Origin of the sequence: Alkalihalobacterium alkalinitrilicum, assembly GCF_002019605.1 — a bacterium.
Taxonomy (GTDB): Bacteria; Bacillota; Bacilli; order Bacillales; family Bacillaceae_F; genus Alkalihalobacterium; species Alkalihalobacterium alkalinitrilicum.
Map to the genome: position 1 here is coordinate 2,025,346 of NZ_KV917368.1, position 24,441 is coordinate 2,049,786.

The window sequence follows — 24,441 nt, forward strand, 5'->3', positions numbered from 1 at the left end:
TTTTTAAAGTCCTATATGAAAATTAAATATTGTTAACTCAAAATAAACTTCATTGCAGTAATGTTAATAATAAAGTAATTGTTACTATACTAATTAATGTCGTCATTAATGTAATACTCGAAACAAGTTTCGGTTCAGAATCAAATTGTACGGCATACATAACGATCGTTGCCGCTGATGGCATCGCTGCTGATACGATGAGAACTTTTGTAAGTAAGGGGTCTATTGGTAAAGCTACTGTAATTCCATAAGCAATAATTGGCGAGAGGATTAAACGAACAACTGTACCATATGCTATTTTTCCCCATTCAAAGTTTCTTAATTCAATTAACGCCAACTGCATTCCTAGTATAATCATGACTGTCGGCACCGTTGCTTCTGCAATAATGTCAACTGTTGCCATCAAATTATTAGGCATCGCTACATTAAATCCCTTAGCCAGTAGAGCAATTATGACCGCATATGTTGCAGGCATTAAAAAAACCGCTTTCATTGCGATCTTTATCCCCGCATTCCCTCTTGCTGCATAATATACACCAAAGAAATTCATGATAATTGCCTGTAACACGAGAAAAGATACTGAATAATCAAACCCTGCCTCACCATAAGCAAATAAAATGATCGGTGCGCCGTAATTTCCAGTGTTCATAAACGCAGTAGCTAGAATCATTCCTCCTTCTGTTGATTGAGGGTACTGCCTAATAAATGAATAGATTTTATTAATAATAATAAGAGCAAAAAGAAGTACAATCGAAAAAATAACCATATAAAAATACTGAAGATTTAACTCTGCTGTATAAAACGTTCTGAAAACTAAACAAGGTGTCATAATATAAATTGCCACTTCAGAAACAGCAGGTATTTTTATTTTTCTCCATTTCTGTACTAGAAAGCCAATGAGAAATACGAGAAGGACAGGTAAAACAACTTCAAAAAATATTACCAACTACCATCCCTCCTTTTTTACTCAGACATTTCTCGTTTTAAAAAAGAGACGGGTTACAACCGCCTCTCTACCTATTAACTAGAATTCGTTAAATATTCAACAACTGCATTTACAGCATCCTCACTGTCCACACCAACAGCTTTTACTGTAATCGTATCACCATTTTGCAAATTCAACGTAATTAACCCTAAAAAACTCTTTAAGTTTACTTCGATAGGATTTCCACGAAAAACTTTACGCAAAAATATTTCCGACTGAAAGGGCTGTATGATTTTACTTAATTCAATAATTGTCTTATCTTCACCAATATTAATCGAAATGTCTTTTGAACTACTTTTTTTCACCAATAGTCTCCCCCATAATTACCTGAAATTTAATAACATTAATGAAAGTTGCGGAATGAAGATAATAAGCAAAAGTGCAAATAACATGACCAAGAAAAATGGAACGATCGCTTTCGAGATGGCCTCAATCGATAAACCTGATATTCCTGAACCGACAAATAAATTGACACCTAGAGGTGGGGTAATAAACCCGATAGCTAGATTAACGATCATTAAAATTCCAAAATGAATGGGATCATAACCAATATTAATTGCGATCGGTAATAAGATTGGCGTTAAAATAATGATTGCCGCTAACGTATCCATAAAACAACCAACAATTAAAAGTAAGAATGTGATTAGTAAAATAAGTACAGTTGGGTTTTCTGAAATATTTAACATCGCTTCGGCCACTTGATTTGGAATTTGTTGGACTGTTAACAATCGTCCAAATGCAGTTGCCGACCCAACAATGATTAAGACTGTTGCCGTTGTAAGTGCAGCATCAATAAAAACTTTTGGCATATCTTTAACTTTAAGCTCACGATATAAAATCATCCCTGCTACTAAACCATATACGACCGCAATAACCGCAGCCTCTGTTGGTGTAAAAATACCACCGTAAATACCACCAAGGATAATGAACGGAACGAGTAATGCCCATTTTGCTTCCCAACTCGCTTTAAGAAAAGTCGAAAAAGAGAACTTTTCTTCTGTACCTCTGTACCCTTTTTTCCTTGAATAGAAGTAAGCATAAACAATCAGTGATAACCCAACGAATAAGCCTGGTATTATCCCTGCGATAAATAGACTTCCAATTGAGACTCCACCAACTACACCATAAATAACCATTGGGATACTCGGTGGAATAATAACACCTAATGAACCTGCAGCAGCAACTACTGCTGTTGAAAACCGTTTATCATAACCTTGACGAACCATTGCTGGAATCATAATTCCACCTATTGCTGCAACAGTCGCTGGCGCAGACCCTGAAATCGCGGCAAAAAACATACACGTTATAATGGTCGCAATTGCAAATCCACCTGTTTTACTACCAACAATCGTATTAGCTACTCGGAATAAACGGTCCGATATTCCACCTTTGCCCATAATTTCTCCGGCTAAAATAAAAAATGGGACAGCCATTAAAGGAAATGAGTCGACCGAAGTGACTAATCCTTGGGCTAAAAACTCAACGGGTAGTGATCCTGTATATACAATGGTTACTAATGTAGCAAGTCCTAATGCAATTCCTATAGGAACACTCAAAAGTAAAAAAAGGGCAAAGCTTCCAAAAAGTACTCCTGCTGCCATATCAATACCCCTTTATAATTTATTCTTCCCTCTTTCAACATCTTCTTCAATATCTTGGATATCGAGGAGACGTTCTTGTTCTGTTTTTACATCAAACTCTTCTTTTCCTAATAATGCTTTCACTTGCTTAATTAGTTGTTGAATTAATCGTATGATTGTTAAGCCCATTCCAATTGGAGTCGCCATGTATACGAGCCCCATCGGTAATTGCAGGGCAGGAGAACGTTGTCCCCAAGCTAATAACCTCGAAGCAATATCATATCCATAATAAACAACAAAAATAGCAAAACCTAAAAATAATAAGTTAGAAACAATACTTAATACGATTTTTCCTTTATCTTTTAATAAAAGAAGCATAACATCGACTTTAATATGCCGTTGCTTTTTCACTCCATAACTAATGCCAAGATACACGAGCCAGATAAAGCAGTACCTAGCTAATTCTTCGGACCAAGCAAGGGAAGCTTCCATGACATATCTCATAAAAACTTGCATTGCAATGACCACAACCATAATTACAGAAAATATAACGAGAAATATTTCCTCAATATGTTCATTTAGCCACCTAACAACAAACACTCGCACCCCTCCCTTTTACAAATCATTTTTTACTACTAAGAAGATCCTCAAAACTATATACCTTGTAGTTAAGATCAACTATTATGTACATCCATTACAACATTAACTAAGATATATACTTTTATGTTTCTTCAAACAATAAATTAGAAAGAAGGGACTTGAAGTTCGAGCACCTTTCAAGCCCCCTATAAATTCTAGTCCTCTTGAGCTTCCTCAATAGCCTCATATACTTGATCTACTATGTCTTGACCGATGCGTTCAGCATACTTATCTAATATTGGTTGAACCGTATCTACCATCTCTTGTCTTGCTTCTTCTGAAATCTCTGTATAAGTCATACCAGCTTCTTGTAAATCTTCTAAATATTGTGCATTCGCTTCACGATTAATCTCACGTTGATATTGTCCCGCTTCTTGAGCTGCTGTTCTCACAATATCTTGTTCTTCCTCTGTTAAAGTATCAAAGAAAGGTCTACCCATCAAAAAGACAAACGGACTATAGATATGGTGCGTGTTAGAAATGTGATCCTGAACTTCGTAAAAACCTTGTAAATAGACCGTTGCTACTGGATTTTCTTGACCGTCAACAGCACCTTGTTGCAACGCTGTAAATAATTCAGTAAATGCCATAGGTGTTGGGTTTGCACCTAAAGCACGAAATGCTTCAAGATGAAGGTCATTTTCCATCGTACGAATCGATAACCCTTTCATATCTTCCATTGAAGCAACAGCACGTCTGTCATTTGTTAAGTCACGGAAACCATTTTCCCAATACGCTAATCCAACTAAATTTTGATCATCTAATTTTTCTAACATCATTTGTCCTACTTCACCATCTAAAACCTCGTCAGCGACCTCTTCACTTGGAAATAGAAACGGGAAATCGAAAACAGTAAACTCTTGAACAAAGCCTGCAATTGGTGCCGTTGAAGGAATCGTTACTTCCTGTGTACCTAATTGAAGAGCTTCCATCATTGAACGGTCATCACCTAACTGACCACTATGGTACGTTTCAACAACGATAGAACCGTTTGTTCTTTCTTCTACTAACTCTTTAAATCGTAGTAAACCAAGATATTGAGGATGTTGATCATTTAACCCAATCCCTGCTCGAATTGTTTTGACTTGCCCTGGTACCGCTTCACCACCAGCTCCTTCTTCTGCATCAGGTTCAGCTGGCGCTGTCCCACACGCAGCAACTACAAAAAATAAAGAAACAATGAAAAATGTTGTAAAAATGGTTTTAAAATATTTCACCGTAAGACCTCCTAATTTTTTTCTTCTATGATGAACTTAATATTCCATCCATTGTTATTTACTGACACTGAAATATTCCTAACCAAACTGCTATCTTCTTACCACTTCACTTTTCTTATTTTGAATTACAAAAGGAATATTATGCATTTTTATTAAAAGAAACTAGAAACTTGAGCGTTTCAAGAGTTTATGGATACAATGATTGATATCGTCAATATTATAAATAGAATAGCTTCTTTAAATGACAAAGCTTCTTAACTGAAAGGAAGAACGTATTGTGAATTATGCGATTGGTTTAGATATTGGCACAACTAGCGCCAAAGCAGTTCTTTTTACAAAAGAAGGACACGTTATATCCGAAAGTGAAGAAACATATCCTGTATATCACCCAGAACCTTCCTGGGTCGAACAAAATCCAATAAAAATCGAATCCTCCGCGATTAATGCATTAAAAAATATCGTAGAAAAAGCTGGAGTTTCTAGGACCGACATTCGGGTTGTTGGCATTTCTTCAGCAATGCACTCTCTCATATGCATGGATGAAGACGGTCACGCCATTTCTCCTTCCATTACGTGGGCAGATGGTAGAAGTGTACATCAAGCAGAAAAAGTTAAATCAACAAACAACGGAGTGGATATTTACTTAAAAACAGGTACACCTATTCATCCGATGTCACCGTTGATTAAATTAATTTGGATGAAAGAAACGAATTACCCGCCTTATTCTAAAACTTCTAAATTTATTTCAATAAAAGAATACTTAATTAAAAAATGGTTTAATGAATATATAGTCGACTATTCCGTAGCCTCAGCTACAGGAATGTTTAACATTCATACCTTTGAATGGGATGAACATGCGTTAGCCATTACTGGAATTCAAAAAGAACAGTTATCTACTCCTGTCGCACCGACTCACGTCTGTGAGGGCTTAGCCAAATATGTAGTAGAAGTAACAGGACTTCGGGCAGATATTCCGTTTGTGATCGGTGCAAGTGATGGCCCTCTTGCGAACCTTGGAATTGGGGCAATTTCACCTGGAGATGTGGCGATTACAGTTGGTACAAGCGGGGCTATTCGTCAAATGGCTGAAAAACCTCAAACTGATGAACTACAAGAAATTTTTTGCTATGGAGTGACAAAAAATTCTTGGATCATGGGTGGACCTACGAATAACGGTGGAATCGTCCTTCATTGGTTAAAAGAAATCGTTGGGGAGCACCATATGTATCTCGCAGAACAAGGCGGACTAAGTGCCTATGAAAGACTTACTCAACTTGCTCAAACGGTAGATCCAGGGGCAAATGGTTTACTCTTTTTACCGTACTTAAATGGCGAACGAGCTCCGTATTGGAATGCGAATGCACGAGGGAGTTTCATTGGATTAACATTAGCCCATCAAAAAGAACACTTGATCCGTGCTGGAATGGAAGGCGTCATTTTTAGTTTATTAACAGTGAGTGAAGCTTTAGAAAGATTAGCTGGTCCATCTAAGAATATCCTTGCAAGCGGTGGATTTGCACGATCAACTCTATGGCTTCAAATTCTGGCAGATATTTTTGGACAAGAAGTACAAGTCCCGAAAAGCCATCAAAGTTCTGCTTGGGGAGCAGCATGGATCGGTTTAGTCGGTATAGGAGAAGCAAAATCACTAACTGAAATTAAACATTACATCCCGATGGAAAAGTCATATATTCCAAACGATTCAAATCATCAAGTCTATCAAACCCTGTACCCTACATTTAAAAACCTTTATGTATCTCTACAACCACACTATAAAAATTTAAGTGATTTCCAAAGAAGACATTAAGCTTTTAGCTAAATGCTGATTTATGATCCTAACTCAAATTATGAGACTTACCCCAGCCACAGCTAACTTAAAAGACAATTAAACCACTAGAAAAACACTCTAGTGGTTTAATCAACCTCTTTTATACCGTTGTTCTAGCGACCTTTACTTCCTCAACAAATGCAGCTGACTTTTTCGTTAACTCCTGTAAATACTCGTCATTGATTTCTTTTTTCGTATTTACTAAAGCACTGCCAAGACCTACCGCAACAGCACCCTTTTGAATATAGTCTGCAACATTATGTAGATCTACACCCCCAGTAGGCATAAGTGGAATATGAGGTAATGGACCATGAACATCTCTTAAATAGCCTGGCCCAAAAATATTAGCTGGAAAAACCTTAATCATATCGGCGCCATTTTCATAGGCGGTCAAGATTTCAGTTGGTGTAAGTGCTCCAGGTATACTGATTACACCGTATCTTTTCGTTAAGCGGATCGTTTCCTCATTCACCGTTGGAGAGAAAATAAATTGAGAACCTGACAATATCGCTGCCCTAGCCGTTTCAGGATCAAGCACCGTACCTGCACCGACAATCAACTCTGGAAAATCATTACGAACAGCTTCAATTAACGACATAACTTTCGGTGTTTCTACTGTAATTTCTAACGTTTTAACGCCTCCTTCCTGAAGAGCATTTGCAATTTGTAAAATATTTTTAGGGTCGGCCCCACGAATAATAGCTACTACGCCATTTTCTTTTATCATTTCTAAATAACTCATTTGCGTTAACCTCCATCATCGGTATATCGATTTAATTAATTCATTCATTTAGTCAGACAGTTTGTTACCCTATTATTGAAACCCTCAGTTTATTTTTAACTTTCTTCGTATTTCCTATTAATATTTCTTGAACAAAAGCAGAAAACAATTGATTTGTGCATTCAAACAAATGTTTTGGCATATGACTATCGCTTTTTGGTATGATTGTAATTTGACCATGATAGGCTAACGTCTAATGCTCACAATAAAGTGGACAATAGCACCTCGTTTGCCAAGACAAAAAAACATAACCCTTTTGGATTATGTTTGAAAAATACTGCTATAAAATTGCTGTATTATTACCATTACATACTCTAAAACTTTGTTGAAACGAAATGATAAACGTTGTACCTTCCGAACTAGTTTCAATCTCGATGTTAGCCTGATTTCTTGCAGCAATACTATAACATATGGCTAACCCTAATCCCGTTCCCTTTTCTTTTGTTGTAAAGAAAGGAGTCCCTATATTTTCCAAAATATCTGGAGTAATACCTGGTCCATCATCACTAATTTTTAAAACCGCTTTATCACCTTCCACGTAAGTGCGTATAATAAGTTGTCCACCTAACGGCATCGCTTCAAGCCCATTTAATGCAATGTTTAATATGAGTTGTCTAATTTCTTTTTCATCAATATAGACTAGCGGACAGTCTTCTAAATCGAGATTGACATTTTTATTCCCTAACATTCCTTCTGCTTGAAGTAATGGATGTAACGCATGAATGATTTCATTTAAATTCTCAAGCCGAGGGTCTGTTGCTTTATCTTTCGCTAATGCTAGAAATTCAGTGATGATGCCATTAGCCCTCTCTAATTCACCAATCATTAAATCAATATATTCCATTGGTGTAGGAAATTCTTGCTGCCTTTTTGATAACTGTAAAAAGCCAAGTACTGTTGTCATTGGATTTCGTATTTCATGTGCGATTCCTGCAGCCATTTCTCCTACTAAATTTAATCGGTCCAACCGAGTAATTTCTTTTTGGAGTTTTAATGACTCTGTGATGTCTGTAATGACACTAATAATACACGGTTCACCGTTAATATAGACATGTTCGGTGGAGAGCAAACCATCCCGCTTAACCTTTTCTTTTGTTACATACGTTATTTGTTGATTATAGAGCCTATCGATTAAATCTAGAGGCTTATTTTCAAACTTCAGTTCTCTATCTGGTGAATTGGGTTTTATCTGTAATAAATTATCATTTGTTTCGTTCAAGTCTTCGAGCATATATCCTGTAAACTGAGACCAAATTTTATTTATTTTTAAATAATGCTTATTATGAACGGATCGAATGGCCATCAAGTTCGGACTACTCTGAAAGATTTTGCGGAAACTTTCTTGTGACACCCTTAGATCTTCATTTGCTTTAAGTAATTCTTTCGTCTTGTCTTCAATAACCGCTTCTAAATTCATCGATTGTTGTTTTAATTCACTCGTTTGTTCCTCTAATTTACGATGTTGCCTTTGAATATCTTTACGATTTTTATAAATTTCTACAAAAGCATCCACTTTGCTTCGTAAAAGACTAGGATTAAATGGTTTGAATATATAATCAACAGCCCCTGCCGAATATCCTTTTGATACATGTTCCTTCGCTTTACTTAAGGCAGTTATAAAAATAATTGGGATATGCATACTCGTTTTTCGTTGTTTAATTAATTCAGCCGTTTCAAATCCATTTAAACCTGGCATCTGTACATCTAATAAAATGACGGCAAAGTCATATTGGAGAACATATTTTAGCGCTTCTTCGCCACAGCTAGCTTTGACTAAATGATATTTAGGTGACGCAAGAACCGCTTCTAACGCAATAAAATTTTCATGACGATCATCCACTAATAATATATCTACTTTCTCCCCATGCACCATATCTTTATCCCTCTCAGTTTCCTTTAGTAGTTTTCCGCTTTAAGTATTTAAATTGTAGGTTTAGAAAAGGAAAGAGGTTACCTTAGCCTAGTTGCACCTTTAATATAAATCTTCTCCTCCCTATCAACTTCTTGATAAAAATGTGAAGTATCACCACTTGTTAGCGCTTCCTTATTTCCTAAACCTAAATATCCACCATCACTTAAACTCTGATAAAAAAGATCATAAACTCTATTCTTTAATGTAGTATTAAAATAGATTAATACATTTCTACAGATAATGACATGAAATTCGTTAAAGGAATGATCAGTGACTAAGTTATGGTGTGCAAACACAATGTTTTTCTTGAGAATCGGTCGTAATAGTACATAATCACGATGTGCTGTATAATATTCGGAAAATTCCTTGAGTCCCCCTGCTTGTTGATAATTCTTTGTATAAAGTTGCATATAACTTAAAGAAATTTTTCCTTCTCTTGCTTTATCCAAAATATCTTCATTCATATCAGTCGCATAAATTTTCGTTTTGTCGTATAGTCCTTCTTCAAGTAATAAGATTGCCATTGAATACACCTCTTCACCTGAAGAACATCCCGCATGCCAAATGCGAATAAATGGGAGATCACGTAATGTGGGTAAAACTTTTTCCCGAAACGCTTTAAAAAAACTAGGATCACGAAACATCTCTGTTACATTAATGGATAGGTCATTCAATAAACTCTTTAACACATTTGGATCATGTAGCACCTTGGATTGTAATTCAGAAATCGTGTTCAATTGCTCAGTACGGACTCGATGCAATACTCTTCGCTTAACCGAAGAGTATGCATAATTCCGAAAGTCGAATCCATAATGACGATAAATACCTTCAAGTAATAGTTCTATTTCAATTCTTACAACATCTGTTTCAACTTCATCCGAAGAAATTATCATTTTTATTTTTTCCTCACTTGTATAACCAAACTTTAATTAACGAAAGTAATTGCTCCATATTCACTGGCTTACTAATATAATCTGACGCACCTGCATTAATACATTTTTCTTTGTCGCTTTTCATCGCTTTTGCCGTTAACGCAATAATCGGAAGATCTTGGAAGTCTTTGTTTTCTCTAATATGTTGCATCGCTTCATACCCATCCATTTCTGGCATCATAATGTCCATGAGGATGATATCTATCGTCCTGTCATTATTAACAATTTCTACCGCCTCTTTACCATTTTCAGCAAACAAAACTTTCATATTTTGCATTTCAAGTGCTGTAGTTATGGCAAAGATATTTCGCATATCGTCATCGACCACTAGGACAACTTTGTTATCAAAAGGCTCTTTATTACCAATATCTTCGTTCACTTTTGACTCTTTTCGGTTTACTTCATCGTGAGTTTCCGAGTCAATGATCAGTACATTACTTTCTTGTGTTGCAGCCACTTCCGCTATTGAAGGTTGATGTACTAATGACAGTTCATAATAATCAGGTAAATGAAGACTAAAAATACTTCCTTTTCCTTCAGTACTATCGATCGTTACGTAACCTCCTAGTAATTGGGAAAGTTCGCGAGTAATCGATAATCCTAATCCTGTTCCGCCAAACTGTCTACTCGTCGTCCCGTCTCCTTGGAAAAAGGCTTCAAAAATCGTTTGCTGTTTCTCTTTTGGTATTCCTATTCCTGTATCAAAAACTGAAAAGACAATCTTAGAACGTACATCATCTCGCCCTTTACTGAAACGAAGTTCAACTGATCCGCTTTTTGTAAATTTAAATGCATTTGACAACAGATTTTTTAAAATTTGTTTAAGTCTTTGGTCATCCGTAAAAATCACTTTCGGCACATCTTCGTCCATTATTATATGAAAACTCAACCCTTTATGCCGAGCGACAGGATTAAATTGCCGCCCTACAAATGCCTTTACATCGTCCAGTAAAATTTGTTCTGGATAAATATCGATTTTTCCAGATTCGATTTTAGATAAATCAAGAATATCATTGATTAAATCGAGTAAATCACTACCAGAAGAATGGATCGTTAGCGCGTATTCAATTTGTTTTTCCGTTAAATTACCTTCGTTATTTTCCGAAAGAATTTGCGATAAGATCAACATACTATTAAGAGGTGTTCGAAGTTCATGTGACATGTTTGCTAGAAACTCTGACTTGTATTTTGAACTCAATTCGATTCCACGATTTTTTTCTTCTAAGTCAAGTTTAATTTTTTCTAACTCTTTTGTTTTTTCATCTGAATGTTTATATTGTAAATGTAGCTGTTCATTGGTCAATCTTAACTCTTCTTGTTGTTGTTGCAGTTCTTCTGACTGTGTTTGTAATTCTTCAGTCAACGTCTGAGACTCTGAAAGAAGTTTTTCAATTTGCATATGGTTAATAATTCGATTAATAATCGCCCCTGAGTATACACTTACTTGCTTAAGCAGTTTCATTTGTAAACTCGAAAACTCTTCAAACTTCGCTAATTCGATCACACCAAGTACTTCACCATCTAGTTCTATTGGAATAATGACTAACGCAGTCGGTGATGCTTCTCCTAATCCTGATGATGTAGCGATATAACCTTCAGGTAAAGCGTTGACATGGATCAACTTTTTGTCTAATACACATTGCCCAACTAAACCTTGTCCAAGATTTATTGCACTATCTCCTACGGTTTCATTTTGCCTTGGTGCATATGCAGCAAGGCGATTTAAGACATCTTCATCTTTAATATAAAAGGCACCGTACGTCGCATCTACTGATGATGCAACTTTTGAAATAAATAACTCACCAAACCGTTGCAAATTTTGCTGCCCTTGAAATTTTGTCATTAATTCTGCAAATTTTGTTTTAACCCAATTTTCATTCTCAAGATACTTTTTAAAGTCTTTTTCTTGTTTAGAATAGACTTCTAACGCATGAGCCATTTCATTATAAGCTTGTCCTATTTCACCAATTTCATCTTTTTCTATCACTTCAATACGGGGTAACTGCTCATCCACATGCCCAGGGACACGTGTAATTACATCACGAACTCTATAAATACTTTTTGTTATACTTCGAACAACTGAAATTGTAATACTAATGACGATAATTGCCGTCACCACAATCAGGCTAACTAAAAAGAGTACCGTTACTTGGAAATCTCTTTGTGCATTTAGAAGAGCTTGGTTCATCGCTTCTTCTTCTATAAAAGTTAATCGATCAAACCCTTCAACAATGTCACCTCTCATATCTCGATAATCATCAATAAATACTTTAACTCCAGCTTCATAATTACCGTCATTACTATATTGGATCACTTGGTTAACTACTTCAAAATAGACTGTGTTAATTTCCTTTAATTTAGAAACGAGTTGTTGACTTTCTTCATTTATATGTGGTACATTTTCTAATTGAGCAAATATACTCGAAGTATTAATGCGAGAGTTTTGAATGATAGTTATATGTTCCTTCATCACTGCATCCTCACTCATTAAAAGGAGTTCTCGAATTTCACGTGCTGTCGTATTAATTTCATTCCTTAGCAATTCTATCAGTTTTACCCGCTCATAGTTTTCATTAACGATCGCATTCATATGCTCCTTTTGTTGATTCATCGTGTAGAATACATTGACACAAAGAATTACGATAATGACTAGGATCGATCCAAATCCAAGATAAAGCTTTGTTTTAAGTTTCATTTCATTCATAACCTCTCATTATTATATAAATGGAACTTACTACTATATGATGGATATTTTACTATATCGGCTCGCATGATTCTACATAAAATCCAAACAATTCTAACATTTCGCTTATTTCTTTATATATCTCCTATAAAAATAGGCTGAACAATGGTGTTCAGCCTATTTTTATTTCCACCTATTTATCCACTTCTACTGTCCAACTGTATGGATCATCATCTTTTCCTGTTTGAATACGTGTTAATGTTTCATACAGTTTTTTCGAAAGATTCCCAGTTTGTTTATCATTAATGGTCATATGGCAGTCGTTCCACGTTAATTCTCCAACTGGAGACACCACTGCAGCTGTCCCCGTCCCAAACACTTCTTCTAACTCTCCTTTTTCATAAGCCTGAAAGATTTCATCCATTGAGATTCTTTTTTCTACGACTGGAATCTGCCAGTCTTTTAAGAGTTCAATGATGGATAATCTCGTTATGCCTTCTAATATACTGCCGTTTAATTGCGGTGTTACAACTTCTCCATTTATTTTAAAGAAGACATTCATACTCCCAACTTCTTCAATATACTTTTTTTCTATTCCATCTAACCACAGAACTTGAGAATAGCCTTTTTCAGTTGCTTTTTCTTGGGCAATATAGGCTGCAGAATAATTACCAGCTGTTTTAGCAGTGCCTGTTCCACCACGAACTGCTCTTGTGTATTCTTCTTCTACAAATATTTTAACTGGATGAATTCCTTCACTATAATAGGATCCAACAGGTGATAAAATAATATAAAATTGGTATGTACTAGACGGTGCTAAAGAAAGATTCGGTTCCGTCGCAATAATAAAGGGACGTATGTATAATGAATATCCTTCTGTTGCTGGTACCCAATCTTGGTCGATACGGAGTAATTCTTTTAAATAATGTAAAACTAACTTCTCATCAACTGAAGGAATGCTTAATCTTTCACTCGATCGGTTCATGCGTTCGAAATTTTTTTCTGGTCGGAATAATAAAATCCGATTGTCTTCTGTGCGATAGGCTTTTAACCCCTCAAACACGGTTTGACCATAATGAAAAATCATCGCTGCAGGGTCTAACGTAATCGTCTCATATGGAGTAATTCGTGGATCGTGCCACCCTTTATCTATAGAGTAGTCCATCACAAACATATGATCTGTAAAATGCTTTCCAAAAACGAGTTGATCGTCTGCTAGTCTGTTTTTTTTATTTGTACTTTCAATAATGGTAAGCTGTTCTTTCATTTTTGCCACTCCTTTTTTCTCATCTACCCTAATTGGCAGTTTTCTCATTTACTACTTCTATTCTATCTAATATATAACAAATATAAGGTGCAAGTCACGTTAATAACTCTTGTTAGATAAATTATGGACTACTTAGGCTTGTCCAATTCGTTGATAATGGGATTAGTTCCTCAAAAAGAAAAGCACTGAACGCAGTGCAATACATTAAATTACTCGTTTTGTTTTAACTTTAATAACTCTTTGTTAAGTTCAGTTAATTTTGATTTAATTATTTCAACCGTTCGTTCGTCACCACTTTTCATAAAATCATTTAATTCAATTAAATATTGGTCAATACGACGATAGATTTCTTGTGATCTTCTTTTTTTGTCTTCTTGTTGTTTTCTTTTTATTTCAGATGAAATAGAAACCCATTGATCTAAAGTTTGAAGCATTTTATCTGTTTTGATATCCACCTCAATGAGTTCTAGAAACTGTTTATGTTTAATCATCGTTAGTTTATGATTGGCTTCAGCAGAATAAATATTTAAGATCATTTTTCCCTTATCAAAACCCCAAAATATGCTGTAATTGACACTTAAGACACCTTTAATTAAGCGATCCAGTTGCTGTTTATCTAATTTAATCGATAAATCACTATGCTGAATTCGGTTCAATGGTTACACCTCACTACAAATATATTCCCTCCATTGTTATATCGCCTTTGTTGAAAACCCTTACATTAAGATTATTTAAGTTAGATCGCAATCATGCTTATTATTGTGAAGCTCTAATCAAAAAAGATGATTGCTCCTTCCTTTCCTATTCAAGCTTACAGTCAGCCGAAGTATCGTATTCTAATCAACAAACTTTTATTGAATATAAAAAGAGACACACTCCCAAATGAATTCCCTAAAACATACACGTGTTAATACTGTAAACACTATAGTATATGAAGGAACTTCCTACTTTGGTGAGTCCGTCTCTTAATTTACTTACTCTTTTATTCCCGCTAACCACTCTTTATAACATTCTTTACAAAGGGGTTGTTCAATATGATCACTTTCCTGAATAAAAGAAGCGTACTGAATGCTGTTCTCTTCTAGTTCACTATTACAATAAAAACATTGATGGTCCAAAGTGAACGACTCCTTTTATAAGTGATGTAAGTGATGTAGAAAAACGTACAAGGAATACTTGTACGCCATTGACTTATTAGTTGTTGTTATTACGATTGTTGTTGCGATTTCTGTTGTTACGGTTGTTTAAATCTTGAGCATCGTTTTCATTTGCAAATTCCGTGTTTGCATTTTCAATGTTTAATTCATTGTTGTTATTGTTGTTATTGTTGTTGCGGTTTTTACGATTGTTTTTCGCCATGACTAGCACCTCATTTTAGTTTTTTTATTGGGATTTGAGTACTGGAAAAGAAAAGAGTGAATCACTACTATTTTCACTTTCACCCTACCTCATTGCCCGTTGTTATTTTCCGCGAAAAATAAAAGATCATACTCCCTGTTTTCTAGTGAAATTTTACCATCTTAATCAATGATATTCTTTCATAAGCGTGTGATTGTGAGGTCTTGTCTTCTAATTGAATACAGGGTTTAACCTCAATTATATATAACAGCCCTAAAATATAAAAAGGACTTCTCAATAGAGAAATCCTCATAATTGTTATTACCTTAAGAATTCTAGAAATACACCTCTTACTTTCGGAACAACATATGAACTACCAACACCTTCAACATTTTCAACCATCATTAATACGAGCAGTTCAGAGTCGTCTGTATCCATCGCAATAAACCATCCGCTTTCTTTACCTTGCTCACCCTGGCTCGATTTATATTCTGTTGTCCCTGTTTTTCCAGCTAATTTAAACCCATTAATTTTAGCATTAGAACCCGTTCCACTTGGACTTTCAATCACTTGAGTTAAATCTGATAAAACTCGATTAGCATGCTCTTCACTTACGATATTTTCTTTCCAAATACCAAGATCTTCTTCTTTTAAAAGAAGCGGTTTCGGAATGTTTCCGCCATTTACAAATGATGTATACATTAATGCAAGATGCAAAGGATTTACTAACAACTCCGCTTGACCGTATGCTGTATCTGCTAATTGGACTTCAGATCGTATTCCATCATTTGCAATCTTGGACGTCGTTAATGGATACTGAAATGGAACACTTTCTTCAAATCCAAAAGTTTGAAATCCTTCTGTAAAAGCCTCTTCCCCTAATTCGATTGCCATTTGAGCAAAATAAATATTATCCGAATAAACGAGCGAATCAGTTAAATCAATATCATGATTCGGATATTTCACTCGCCTTACCTCATAGCTACCCCATGAGGAATCTTTTTGCCAACCTAAGTCCTTAATTTCTCGCTTATCATCTGGGTCCCATCCATTTTCGAGAGCGACTGCAGCAGTTACCGCTTTTATTGTTGAACCTGGTGCATATGCTTGCGTAAAGCGATTTAGTAGCGGTCGGTTTTGATCCTCGTTATAATTTTCCCACGTTTGTGAAGAAACTCCTAAAACAAATTCATTTGGATTATAAGCTGGTGCATTGACTAAAGCTAGAACTTCTCCAGTGATTGGATGGAGCGCAACTCCTGTTCCTGTATCACTGTCTTTTTCAAACTGATTAAAGATAGTAGTTTGTAATTGACTATCAATCGTTAATTGAAGTGTCTTCCCATCGATAGCATCTTTTTGTGCAATCACATCTTTGGGATTTCCTTGTTCATCTACGATGTCTATGACTGCACCGAGTTCACCTCTTAGCTGGTCTTCGTACAAACTTTCAAGACCAGTTCGTCCAATAAATGAATTGGCATTATAGCCTTTATCCTTATGCTCTTCTAGCAATTCAGCTGTAATCGGTGTAATATAACCAATGACATGTGCGGCCGCCGCCCCTAAAGGGTATTCTCGCGCAGGAACGACTAAATAAGTTACCCCTGCAGAAATTTCACGTAGCTCTTCTACAAAGGACATCTGATCGTACGGAACGGTTTTGATCGGTACAAATGTATCTGGTCTAACCCATGACTGGTTAAGCGCACCTTCAATGGCTTGCTCTGAAATGTCGATTGCTTTACTCAATTCAGAAATGGTGTATTCTTCCAAACCTTCCATCCTGTCAAGCACTAATCCTATTTCGATTGCACTTCCATTCTTCGCTAATTCAACACCATTTCGGTCGATAATTTCACCTCGTTCAGGGTTTAATGTTCTTACTCTCACATTATCGCCTTGTTCTAGTTGTGGGAAAATCAAAGCTGGTGTCCACTGAACTTTCCACTCCAGCCCTTCCTCATCTTCTTCTCTAGATAGTTCGACAGTAGAGTTAAAATGAAGTTCCCCAGCAACAGTGTTTATTGATTGCTCATATTCGAGAATTGCTTCGGTCAATTCTTCTTCTATTTCCTCTTCTGGATCTTTAATTGGCGTTGTTATCGATACAGCATCTGCCTGAATATTACTGTATATTTCGTTGTACTTTTCGACAAATTCATCTTTTGAAATGGTTACTTTCGAATTTACCGAAAGTAATCCATACATCATCTCGTAATTACCGTCTTCCCAATATGATGCAAACTGACTTAATGCTTCTTCGGGTGTCTGAAAATCATCTGAACATCCTATTAGCATTATGCTTATGAATAAAAATGAAATGAATATACTCTGTTTTTTTCTCTTTTTATGCATTTGCCTCTCCTCTCATTTCAATTTGTTTTGTATACTTTCTTTATTCTAGCAAATTTTACAATATTTTAGGTAATTTTTGTTGTACTTAACCTCACCCCAAAATGCACAAACTTTACTTTCATACGAAAACAACGTTTTTTATTATGCATAATTAGCATCAATAAAAAACGTTGATTTAGTCTGTATTCATTTAGTTGTTACCCGCAGTTTATCCCCCACTTATCCTTCTTTGATTCCTCAAGTTACGAAAAGGGGTATTACTTCCAGTTGATGCGGGATAGACTCACTCTTGTTTTGGAACGATATCAAAGATACCACCATTTTCAAAAAGTTCAATCACTCGTCCAAGCCATTCATAGTAACTTCTGGCTTTTTCTAATTTTGTACGATCTATTTCAATAGCTTCTTTTAACTTCTCATCCGCAGTCTGTTCATAAAGCTCCTCAAGTGCTCGGCTCATTTGGGCACCTGCCTCAAGATTATCGTCTACAGCTGAACGCCACCGGTTCACAAATAAAGACGAGAAAGATTTATACCAATCCTCTTCGGTTTGGTATAGGTCTTTTCGTACCCCTTTTTGCCAAACTCTCTCCACCATATCAGAATCAAGCAAATTTCTAATACCTGTACTCATACTTGTTTTACTCATGCCAAGCTCTTTACTCATATCATCTAAGGTTAATGGTTCGTTTGCAAAAAACACGGTTCCATATAAACGCCCTATCGAAGGATTAATTCCGTATAAGTACATATTTTTTGAAATTTCCTGTATGAACCGGGTACGATATTTTTCTAATTTATTCCACTCATCTTGTTGACTCATTAGCCTGCTCCTTTTCTTCCTCCATTTCACACTTTAAATATTAACAAAGAAAGAAAAAACATAAAAGTTATGCTTTTGTGTAGTGATAAGTCGGAAAAGAGAGGAAATTGACGAATCTTAATAATATACCTTGTACAGTTTAAACTTTACAAACTTTTTGTACTATACATACAGAATTTAAGGTTTGATTTGGTAAAAAAGGAGGCGTATAGTAATAAAGTCAGCATTCATTAGTTTCTAGAAATGATTAGAGTAAACGTAAGAAAAACAAAACATAGTGAAAAAAATGGCGTGGAAGTTTTGTTTACACTTTAATCCTCTAATAATAAATTTAAACTTTAATTAAGTACAAAGAGGTGAAACAGATGTCAAAAATTAAGGTGGAAGGGCTAACGAAAATTTTCGGCAAAAAGCCAAAACGAGCCTTAGACATGTTAAAACAACAAAAATCAAAAGATGAAATATTAAAAGAAACAAACATGACCGTTGGTGTAAACCGCGCGTCATTTGAAGTGAGTCACGGAGAAATCTTTGTCATCATGGGGCTATCTGGAAGTGGTAAATCAACACTCGTCCGCTTACTCAACCGACTTATCGAACCAACCGATGGAAGTGTTTGGATTGATGGTGAAGACTTAGCGCAAATGGATGAAAGAAAATTACGTGAAGTTCGTCGAAGCAAAATGAGTATGGTGTTCCAAAAATTCGGCCTTTTCCCTTTTCGAACAATTATTGAAAACGTCGAATACGGACTAGAAGTACAAGGTATTTTGAAACAAGAACGAAGAATACAAGCACAAACTTCTTTAGAACTTGTAGGTCTTAAAGGATATGAAGATAAATACCCAAACGAGCTTTCAGGTGGGATGCAGCAACGTGTTGGTTTGGCTCGTGCATTAGCGAATGATCCAGACGTTTTGTTAATGGACGAGGCATTCTCAGCACTAGACCCACTAATTCGTAAAGATATGCAGGATGAACTTCTCGACCTTCAAGAGCAAATGAAAAAGACGATTATTTTCATTACCCATGATTTAGATGAAGCTCTTCGTATTGGCGATCGCATAATGATTATGAAAGATGGGGCAATTATTCAAGTCGGTACACCAGAAGAAATTTTAACAAATCCAGAAAATGAATACGTTGAACGCTTTGTTGAAGATGTCGACCGTTCAAAAGTATTCACGGCCCAACACGTCATGATGCGCCCTGAAACAGTAAATCTTGAAAAAGACGGACCTCGAGTAGCACTTCAGCGTATGAAAGAAGCGGGCATATCTAGTATTTTTGTCACAAAGCGAAATAAGGAACTGCTTGGGATCGTTCATGCTGATAAAGTTTCTAAGCTAGTAAAAGAAAATAACAATAGCTTACTAGATATTATTGAAGAAAATGTCCCACAAGTGAACTCAGATACACCATTAAATGAATTAATGGATATGGCTTCAACAAGCCCTGTTCCTATTGCTGTTGTTGACGAACAAAAACTAAAAGGAATTATCATTAGAGGAGCTGTTCTAGCAGCGTTATCTGGAAGTGAGGTGAATTTCAATGGACCTATTACCGAAGCTTCCATTAGCTGATTGGATTGATTATTTCGTTGATTGGTTAAAAAATGCTGATTGGTTCTTTTCAACTGTTACGGGTGCCATAAGAATTTTAGTCGACGCCAATGAGTTTATACTCGGGTTGTTACCAAGTTGGTTATTCATTTTAGTCTTAACAGCCGTAGCTTTCTTTGTTACGAAACGAAAATGGGGTTTAGCTACCTTTGTCCTATTCGGGTTATTTTTAATTGATAATTTAGGATTTTGGAATGACATGATACTAACGCTATCCCTCGTATTAACGAGTGCAATCATCTCTGTGATCTTTGGGATCCCACTCGGTATTTGGATGGCGAAAAGTAAAGCTGTAGAGAGCATCTTCAAACCAATATTAGATTTCATGCAAACGATGCCTGCTTTCGTCTACTTAATTCCTGCTGTTGTTTTCTTCGGAATTGGAATGGTACCTGGTGTTGTCGCCTCGGTTATTTTTGCAATGCCTCCTACAGTTCGCTTAACAAACTTAGGTATCCGACAAGTATCTACTGAACTAGTAGAAGCAGCTGATGCCTTTGGGTCGACTTCTACACAAAAGTTATTTAAGGTGCAACTTCCGATGGCGAAAACAACCATTATGGCTGGAGTTAACCAAAGTATAATGCTTGCCCTATCGATGGTCGTCATCGCTTCGATGATTGGAGCAATGGGACTTGGTACAAAAGTCTATTATGCTGTTGGCCGAAACGATGCTGGCGGTGGCTTTGAGGCTGGAATTGCCATCGTTATTCTTGCCATTATTCTCGATCGTCTAACCCAAAGCTTTAACCGTCAAAAAGGGACCATCCATTAATTACACTCGTCACTCTTTTACTTAGAGTTGACATAGATAAATAAACAAAAGGAGAGGGTCAAAATGAAGAAATATTTAAAAAGATTAGGAATCACTGCTGGATTATCCCTAACATTAGTAGCTGCAGCATGTGGTTCAGAAGATGCTAACCAAGAAGCAGCGACAGGAGAGAATAACGAGGATTCACAAGCAACTGAAGTTTCTGTAGGTGAACAACTCGACTACACGATTACAGGAATTGATGCTGGAGCTGGCATTATGGCAGCAACTGAAGCTGCAATTGATGCCTACGGTTTAGATGACTATCAGTTACAACCTAGTTCTGGTGCTGCAATGACAAGTGCTTTAGACGCAGCTATTTCTAACGAAGAAGCAATTGTTGTAACTGGTTGGACTCCTCACTGGAAATTTGCTGCATACGATTTGAAATATTTGGAAGATCCTGAAGGGGTTTTCGGTGCAGCAGAAAGCATTCACACGATCGTTCGTGAAGGTTTAGATTCTGACTTACCAGAAGCTTACGAAGTGTTAGACAACTTCTATTGGAGCCCAGATCACATGGGAGAAATTATGGTTGCCGTAAACGAAGGAGCTGACCCTGCTGAAGCAGCAGCTGCTTGGGTTGAAGCTAATCAAGACATCGTGACTGAATGGACAAACGGTGTCAATACAGTGGATGGTGATGCACTTACATTAGCTTTCGTAGCTTGGGACTCTGAAATCGCTTCTACACACATGATTGGTTATGTTCTTGAGTCTATTGGGTATGATGTAACATTAATGTCAATGGAGCCTGGTCCAATGTTCACAGCTGTCGCTACAGGTAGTGCAGATGCAATGGTTGCCGCTTGGCTTCCAGGAACACATGAAGCTTACTATGAGGACTTTAAAGATGATTTTGTTGATCTAGGTGCAAACTTAGACGGGGCTAAAATCGGACTAGTTGTTCCAGCTTATATGGATATTACTTCTATTGAAGATTTAAAGAACTAACAAGTTCTTTAATAACAAATCATTTTGAGAGAAGAAAACCTATCTGGTTTTCTTCTCTCTTTTTCGTATTATATAAAATGTTTTCCATTCTTATATCTACGATTTTCATCACTATTTTCTCGAGTTTTTTCTTTCCGTTAACATAGAATTTCAACTATTACATAAAGTCTATTACATAAAGTGAAACTTCCATCATTGAGGGTTTTCCTCTTCTCCGCACTTATCCTTCTTTAATTCCTCCGAAATCTTGAAGTGGGGGTGTTACTGCCAGTTGATCCGGGATAAACATAGATAGTGTACCTAACTATCCCCCTAAAAGCTTATCTACTTAAGCTTTTAATTATGAATTGCGTTGTGATATTGGACATGCTAATAATCACTACTCACATTATTTTTAGTAACTTCTCTAGGTCATATTAACTATTTCAGCTACATCAAAGCGAATTACCTTCCACTTTTATTGATTCTATATTATTCTTTATTGAGAAATTAATTCTTTATTAAGAACAAGTTGATTTAGGAGGTTTTCTTATATGTTTACTATTCTTCATAAACACCGAAAATCTTATATGATTACAACAAGTCTTTTCCTACTCTCTACAGCTGATGCCATATTTACAGATATCGGATTACGGCAAGCAGTAATAACTGAACTAAACCCAATCATGAACTCCATCTATGACACAAGCATCTTTTTATTTTACTTCATAAAAATTGTCCTCCCACTTGCTTTAATTTTTTGTGCGCCCTACGCGTTTTCAAGTCGGATTGTAAAACGAACCTTAACTTGTGCTATCGTCATTTATTTTGGCGTATTTGTTTATCACATTGGGTGGTCAACCTATGTTTTTTTCTTGTTTTCATGAGTATTCAACTTCCTTTTTAATATCGACAGCTTTTGTTTGCTTCTGTTGACCTGTATTCTCCATTTACTTACATAGATGAAGTCATCAACTCTTTAATCACTTCTATTTAGTTAACTCCATAATGAATTGTGGCTCAGACGACCAATACTCCAATCTTTGGAATAACGTGACCCATTTCTCTCTTTTGACCAAACTCTCCATTCGTTGTAAATAAAGATACAATTATGTATGATATGAAGGTAGTACATAAAGTGAAACTTCGTATAGTTTCAACTGAAGCAAATTCTATCACCTGGAAAGTTTGGAGTTGAGAATGTGGCAAAAGTAGTTTTAAATCGAAAGCGTAAGAAACGACTAGAACAAGGACATCCTTGGGTTTATCAAAGTGAAGTAGCATCTATTGAAGGTGACTTCCAACCAGGAGATATCGTTGATGTATATAATCATCAAAACTTCTTCCTAGCTAAAGGGTTTATTAATCCCAATTCGCAAATGATTGTTCGAATATTATCTTATGAAAAAGACGAAGCGATTGATCAATCCTTCTTCGATCGAAAAGTGACTAAAGCATGGTCACATCGTGAAAGATTTATTCCTAACGTTCAATCCTGTCGCGCAATTTACGGGGAAGCTGACTTTTTACCAGGCTTAATTGTCGATAAATATGAAGATACTTTAGTCGTACAAAATATGGCACTTGGCATGGAAGTCCGAAAAGAGCTAATTTTAGAATCATTACTTAAGGTATTTCAACCAAAAGCTATTTATTTAAGAAACGATGTTTATGTCAGGGAACTTGAAGGTCTACAACAAGAAAAAGGGTTTTGGTACGGTGAAGGGCCAACAGAAATTGAAATTGAAGAGAACGGTGTTAAATACGTCGTTGATATTGAAGGCGGACAAAAAACGGGCTTCTTTTTCGACCAGCGTCAAAATCGTGCTGCAATTAAACCGTTAATTACTCCCGAAACGACTGTACTTGACTGCTTCACCCATACTGGTTCTTTCATGTTAAATGCTTGCAAATATGGCGCTCATCATGTAACAGCTGTCGATATTTCAGACCATGCCATTGCAACCGCAAAACAAAATGCCGAACTTAACGGCTTTTCAAACGTTGACTTTGTAGTTGCTAATGCATTTGATTATTTACGTGAAGAGGTACAAAAAGGGACCGAATTTGATGTTGTCATCATCGACCCACCAGCATTTGCTAAATCACGTCACGCTGTAAAAAAAGCACTCCGAGGCTATAAAGACGTCAATTTAAACGGAATTAAACTTGTTCGGAACGGTGGTTATTTTGTAACGGCTAGTTGTTCCTTCCACGTTCACGGTCATATGTTTGAAGAAATGGTTCAAGATGCTGCATTTGATGCACGTAAAGTCCTTCGCCAAATTCATTGGAGTGGCGCAGGGTACGATCACCCCAAATTGCTCAGTGCCGATGAAGGAGATTACTTAAAATTTGCAATATATGAAGTAACTGATCGAAGTTAAGGAATACCCACTTTTTCATATCCAATCTTATCTTATGCTGATGACAAATTTGTCTATATTCAGTTACTTCAATGAATATCCTTGAAAAAGAATATAAGATGTAATTATTCTGTAATACCTATGCAATGTAAAACCTATAGAATAAAGGAAATAAATACTACCCTCCTTTATTTATATATAAATTTTTTTGACACGGATATTTGTTCGTGTCCTTTTTTTTGCTTGAATTGAAAATGTAGTACGAAATTAGTAACAGTGCTTATTTTAAATAAACGAATCTAATTATATGAACAAATTTAAAAATTCTATTAAAATATCCTATGTACAAACACAAACGAAGTG

The 24,441-nt window shown here is 36.1% G+C and carries 21 protein-coding genes; 6 read left to right on the forward strand and 15 right to left on the reverse strand.

All coding sequences use genetic code 11. The features are described from left to right. Window positions 1–49: 49 nt before the first annotated feature. From BK574_RS09380 to BK574_RS09400, 5 genes are all read right to left on the reverse strand, one after another. Complete coding sequence (locus BK574_RS09380; RefSeq protein ID WP_078428425.1) at window positions 50–946, reverse strand: AEC family transporter; 897 nt, start codon at window positions 944–946, stop codon at window positions 50–52. A 74-nt stretch (window positions 947–1,020) separates the two neighbouring features. Beyond that, a complete protein-coding gene (locus BK574_RS09385) occupies window positions 1,021–1,290 on the reverse strand; it encodes an HPr family phosphocarrier protein (protein WP_075384671.1) in 270 nt (89 codons plus the stop codon). A gap of 18 nt (window positions 1,291–1,308) precedes the next feature. Beyond that, window positions 1,309–2,586: a TRAP transporter large permease gene (locus tag BK574_RS09390; RefSeq protein ID WP_078428426.1), complete on the reverse strand. Its 1,278-nt coding sequence runs from the start codon at window positions 2,584–2,586 to the stop codon at window positions 1,309–1,311. Between the two features lie 12 nt (window positions 2,587–2,598). Then, entirely contained in the window at window positions 2,599–3,165 is a 567-nt protein-coding gene (locus BK574_RS09395; RefSeq protein WP_075384673.1) for a TRAP transporter small permease, read from the reverse strand. Between the two features lie 194 nt (window positions 3,166–3,359). Then, window positions 3,360–4,421, reverse strand: a complete 1,062-nt coding sequence (locus tag BK574_RS09400; protein WP_078428427.1) for a TRAP transporter substrate-binding protein — start codon at window positions 4,419–4,421, stop codon at window positions 3,360–3,362. 277 nt (window positions 4,422–4,698) lie between these two features. Between BK574_RS09400 and BK574_RS09405 the strand changes: the two genes are divergently transcribed. Then, window positions 4,699–6,228, forward strand: coding sequence for a gluconokinase (locus tag BK574_RS09405; protein WP_078428428.1), 1,530 nt, complete (start codon window positions 4,699–4,701; stop codon window positions 6,226–6,228). Between the two features lie 121 nt (window positions 6,229–6,349). Here the strand turns inward: BK574_RS09405 and BK574_RS09410 are convergent, their stop codons facing one another. The 10 genes from BK574_RS09410 to BK574_RS09445 form a co-directional block, all read right to left on the reverse strand. Next, entirely contained in the window at window positions 6,350–6,991 is a 642-nt protein-coding gene (locus BK574_RS09410) for a bifunctional 4-hydroxy-2-oxoglutarate aldolase/2-dehydro-3-deoxy-phosphogluconate aldolase (RefSeq protein WP_075384676.1), read from the reverse strand. A 319-nt stretch (window positions 6,992–7,310) separates the two neighbouring features. After that, a complete protein-coding gene (locus tag BK574_RS09415) occupies window positions 7,311–8,903 on the reverse strand; it encodes an ATP-binding response regulator (protein ID WP_078428429.1) in 1,593 nt (530 codons plus the stop codon). 77 nt (window positions 8,904–8,980) lie between these two features. Next, window positions 8,981–9,835, reverse strand: a complete 855-nt coding sequence (locus BK574_RS09420) for a CheR family methyltransferase (RefSeq protein WP_078428430.1) — start codon at window positions 9,833–9,835, stop codon at window positions 8,981–8,983. Window positions 9,836–9,848: 13 nt separating this feature from the next. Further along, window positions 9,849–12,569 (reverse strand): response regulator, encoded by a 2,721-nt coding sequence (locus tag BK574_RS09425; RefSeq protein ID WP_158211607.1) that lies wholly within the window; start codon window positions 12,567–12,569, stop codon window positions 9,849–9,851. Window positions 12,570–12,750: 181 nt separating this feature from the next. Then, on the reverse strand, window positions 12,751–13,824 hold the full coding sequence (locus BK574_RS09430) for a branched-chain amino acid aminotransferase (RefSeq protein ID WP_078428432.1): 1,074 nt from the start codon (window positions 13,822–13,824) through the stop codon (window positions 12,751–12,753). 209 nt (window positions 13,825–14,033) lie between these two features. Further along, window positions 14,034–14,480, reverse strand: coding sequence for a hypothetical protein (locus tag BK574_RS09435; RefSeq protein WP_075384681.1), 447 nt, complete (start codon window positions 14,478–14,480; stop codon window positions 14,034–14,036). A 318-nt stretch (window positions 14,481–14,798) separates the two neighbouring features. Then, window positions 14,799–14,942 carry a hypothetical protein gene (locus tag BK574_RS27850; protein WP_169917340.1) on the reverse strand — a complete coding sequence of 48 codons (144 nt, stop codon included), beginning with the start codon at window positions 14,940–14,942 and terminating at the stop codon, window positions 14,799–14,801. Between the two features lie 76 nt (window positions 14,943–15,018). Then, entirely contained in the window at window positions 15,019–15,183 is a 165-nt protein-coding gene (locus BK574_RS27855) for a hypothetical protein (protein WP_169917341.1), read from the reverse strand. A 300-nt stretch (window positions 15,184–15,483) separates the two neighbouring features. Beyond that, window positions 15,484–17,463, reverse strand: a complete 1,980-nt coding sequence (locus BK574_RS09440) for a penicillin-binding transpeptidase domain-containing protein (RefSeq protein WP_218970566.1) — start codon at window positions 17,461–17,463, stop codon at window positions 15,484–15,486. Between the two features lie 340 nt (window positions 17,464–17,803). Continuing rightward, entirely contained in the window at window positions 17,804–18,343 is a 540-nt protein-coding gene (locus tag BK574_RS09445; RefSeq protein ID WP_078428434.1) for a GbsR/MarR family transcriptional regulator, read from the reverse strand. A 365-nt stretch (window positions 18,344–18,708) separates the two neighbouring features. On the opposite strand from BK574_RS09445, the gene BK574_RS09450 reads away from it, so the two are divergent. The 5 genes from BK574_RS09450 to BK574_RS09470 all read left to right on the forward strand — a co-directional run bounded on the left by BK574_RS09450 (window position 18,709) and on the right by BK574_RS09470 (window position 24,099). After that, window positions 18,709–19,926: a quaternary amine ABC transporter ATP-binding protein gene (locus tag BK574_RS09450; RefSeq protein ID WP_075384684.1), complete on the forward strand. Its 1,218-nt coding sequence runs from the start codon at window positions 18,709–18,711 to the stop codon at window positions 19,924–19,926. Then, on the forward strand, window positions 19,895–20,740 hold the full coding sequence (locus tag BK574_RS09455) for an ABC transporter permease (protein ID WP_078428435.1): 846 nt from the start codon (window positions 19,895–19,897) through the stop codon (window positions 20,738–20,740). Before BK574_RS09450 ends, BK574_RS09455 begins: the two co-directional genes overlap by 32 nt. Window positions 20,741–20,803: 63 nt before the next feature. Further along, entirely contained in the window at window positions 20,804–21,733 is a 930-nt protein-coding gene (locus BK574_RS09460) for a glycine betaine ABC transporter substrate-binding protein (RefSeq protein WP_078428436.1), read from the forward strand. Window positions 21,734–22,266: 533 nt separating this feature from the next. After that, entirely contained in the window at window positions 22,267–22,599 is a 333-nt protein-coding gene (locus BK574_RS09465) for a DUF5658 family protein (protein WP_075384687.1), read from the forward strand. A gap of 315 nt (window positions 22,600–22,914) precedes the next feature. Next, entirely contained in the window at window positions 22,915–24,099 is a 1,185-nt protein-coding gene (locus tag BK574_RS09470) for a class I SAM-dependent rRNA methyltransferase (protein ID WP_075384688.1), read from the forward strand. Window positions 24,100–24,441: the final 342 nt, after the last annotated feature.

Coding starts and splice junctions, on each gene's coding strand:
- BK574_RS09410 (WP_075384676.1), bottom strand. CDS start 6,991: ATGAGTTATTTAGAAATGATAAAAGAAAATGGCGTAGTAGCTATTATT.
- BK574_RS09460 (WP_078428436.1), top strand. CDS start 20,804: ATGAAGAAATATTTAAAAAGATTAGGAATCACTGCTGGATTATCCCTA.
- BK574_RS09450 (WP_075384684.1), top strand. CDS start 18,709: ATGTCAAAAATTAAGGTGGAAGGGCTAACGAAAATTTTCGGCAAAAAG.
- BK574_RS09465 (WP_075384687.1), top strand. CDS start 22,267: ATGTTTACTATTCTTCATAAACACCGAAAATCTTATATGATTACAACA.
- BK574_RS09440 (WP_218970566.1), bottom strand. CDS start 17,463: ATGCTAATAGGATGTTCAGATGATTTTCAGACACCCGAAGAAGCATTA.
- BK574_RS27855 (WP_169917341.1), bottom strand. CDS start 15,183: ATGGCGAAAAACAATCGTAAAAACCGCAACAACAATAACAACAATAAC.
- BK574_RS09390 (WP_078428426.1), bottom strand. CDS start 2,586: ATGGCAGCAGGAGTACTTTTTGGAAGCTTTGCCCTTTTTTTACTTTTG.
- BK574_RS09420 (WP_078428430.1), bottom strand. CDS start 9,835: ATGATAATTTCTTCGGATGAAGTTGAAACAGATGTTGTAAGAATTGAA.
- BK574_RS09445 (WP_078428434.1), bottom strand. CDS start 18,343: ATGAGTCAACAAGATGAGTGGAATAAATTAGAAAAATATCGTACCCGG.
- BK574_RS09425 (WP_158211607.1), bottom strand. CDS start 12,569: ATGAAACTTAAAACAAAGCTTTATCTTGGATTTGGATCGATCCTAGTC.
- BK574_RS09455 (WP_078428435.1), top strand. CDS start 19,895: ATGGACCTATTACCGAAGCTTCCATTAGCTGATTGGATTGATTATTTC.
- BK574_RS09430 (WP_078428432.1), bottom strand. CDS start 13,824: ATGAAAGAACAGCTTACCATTATTGAAAGTACAAATAAAAAAAACAGA.
- BK574_RS09415 (WP_078428429.1), bottom strand. CDS start 8,903: ATGGTGCATGGGGAGAAAGTAGATATATTATTAGTGGATGATCGTCAT.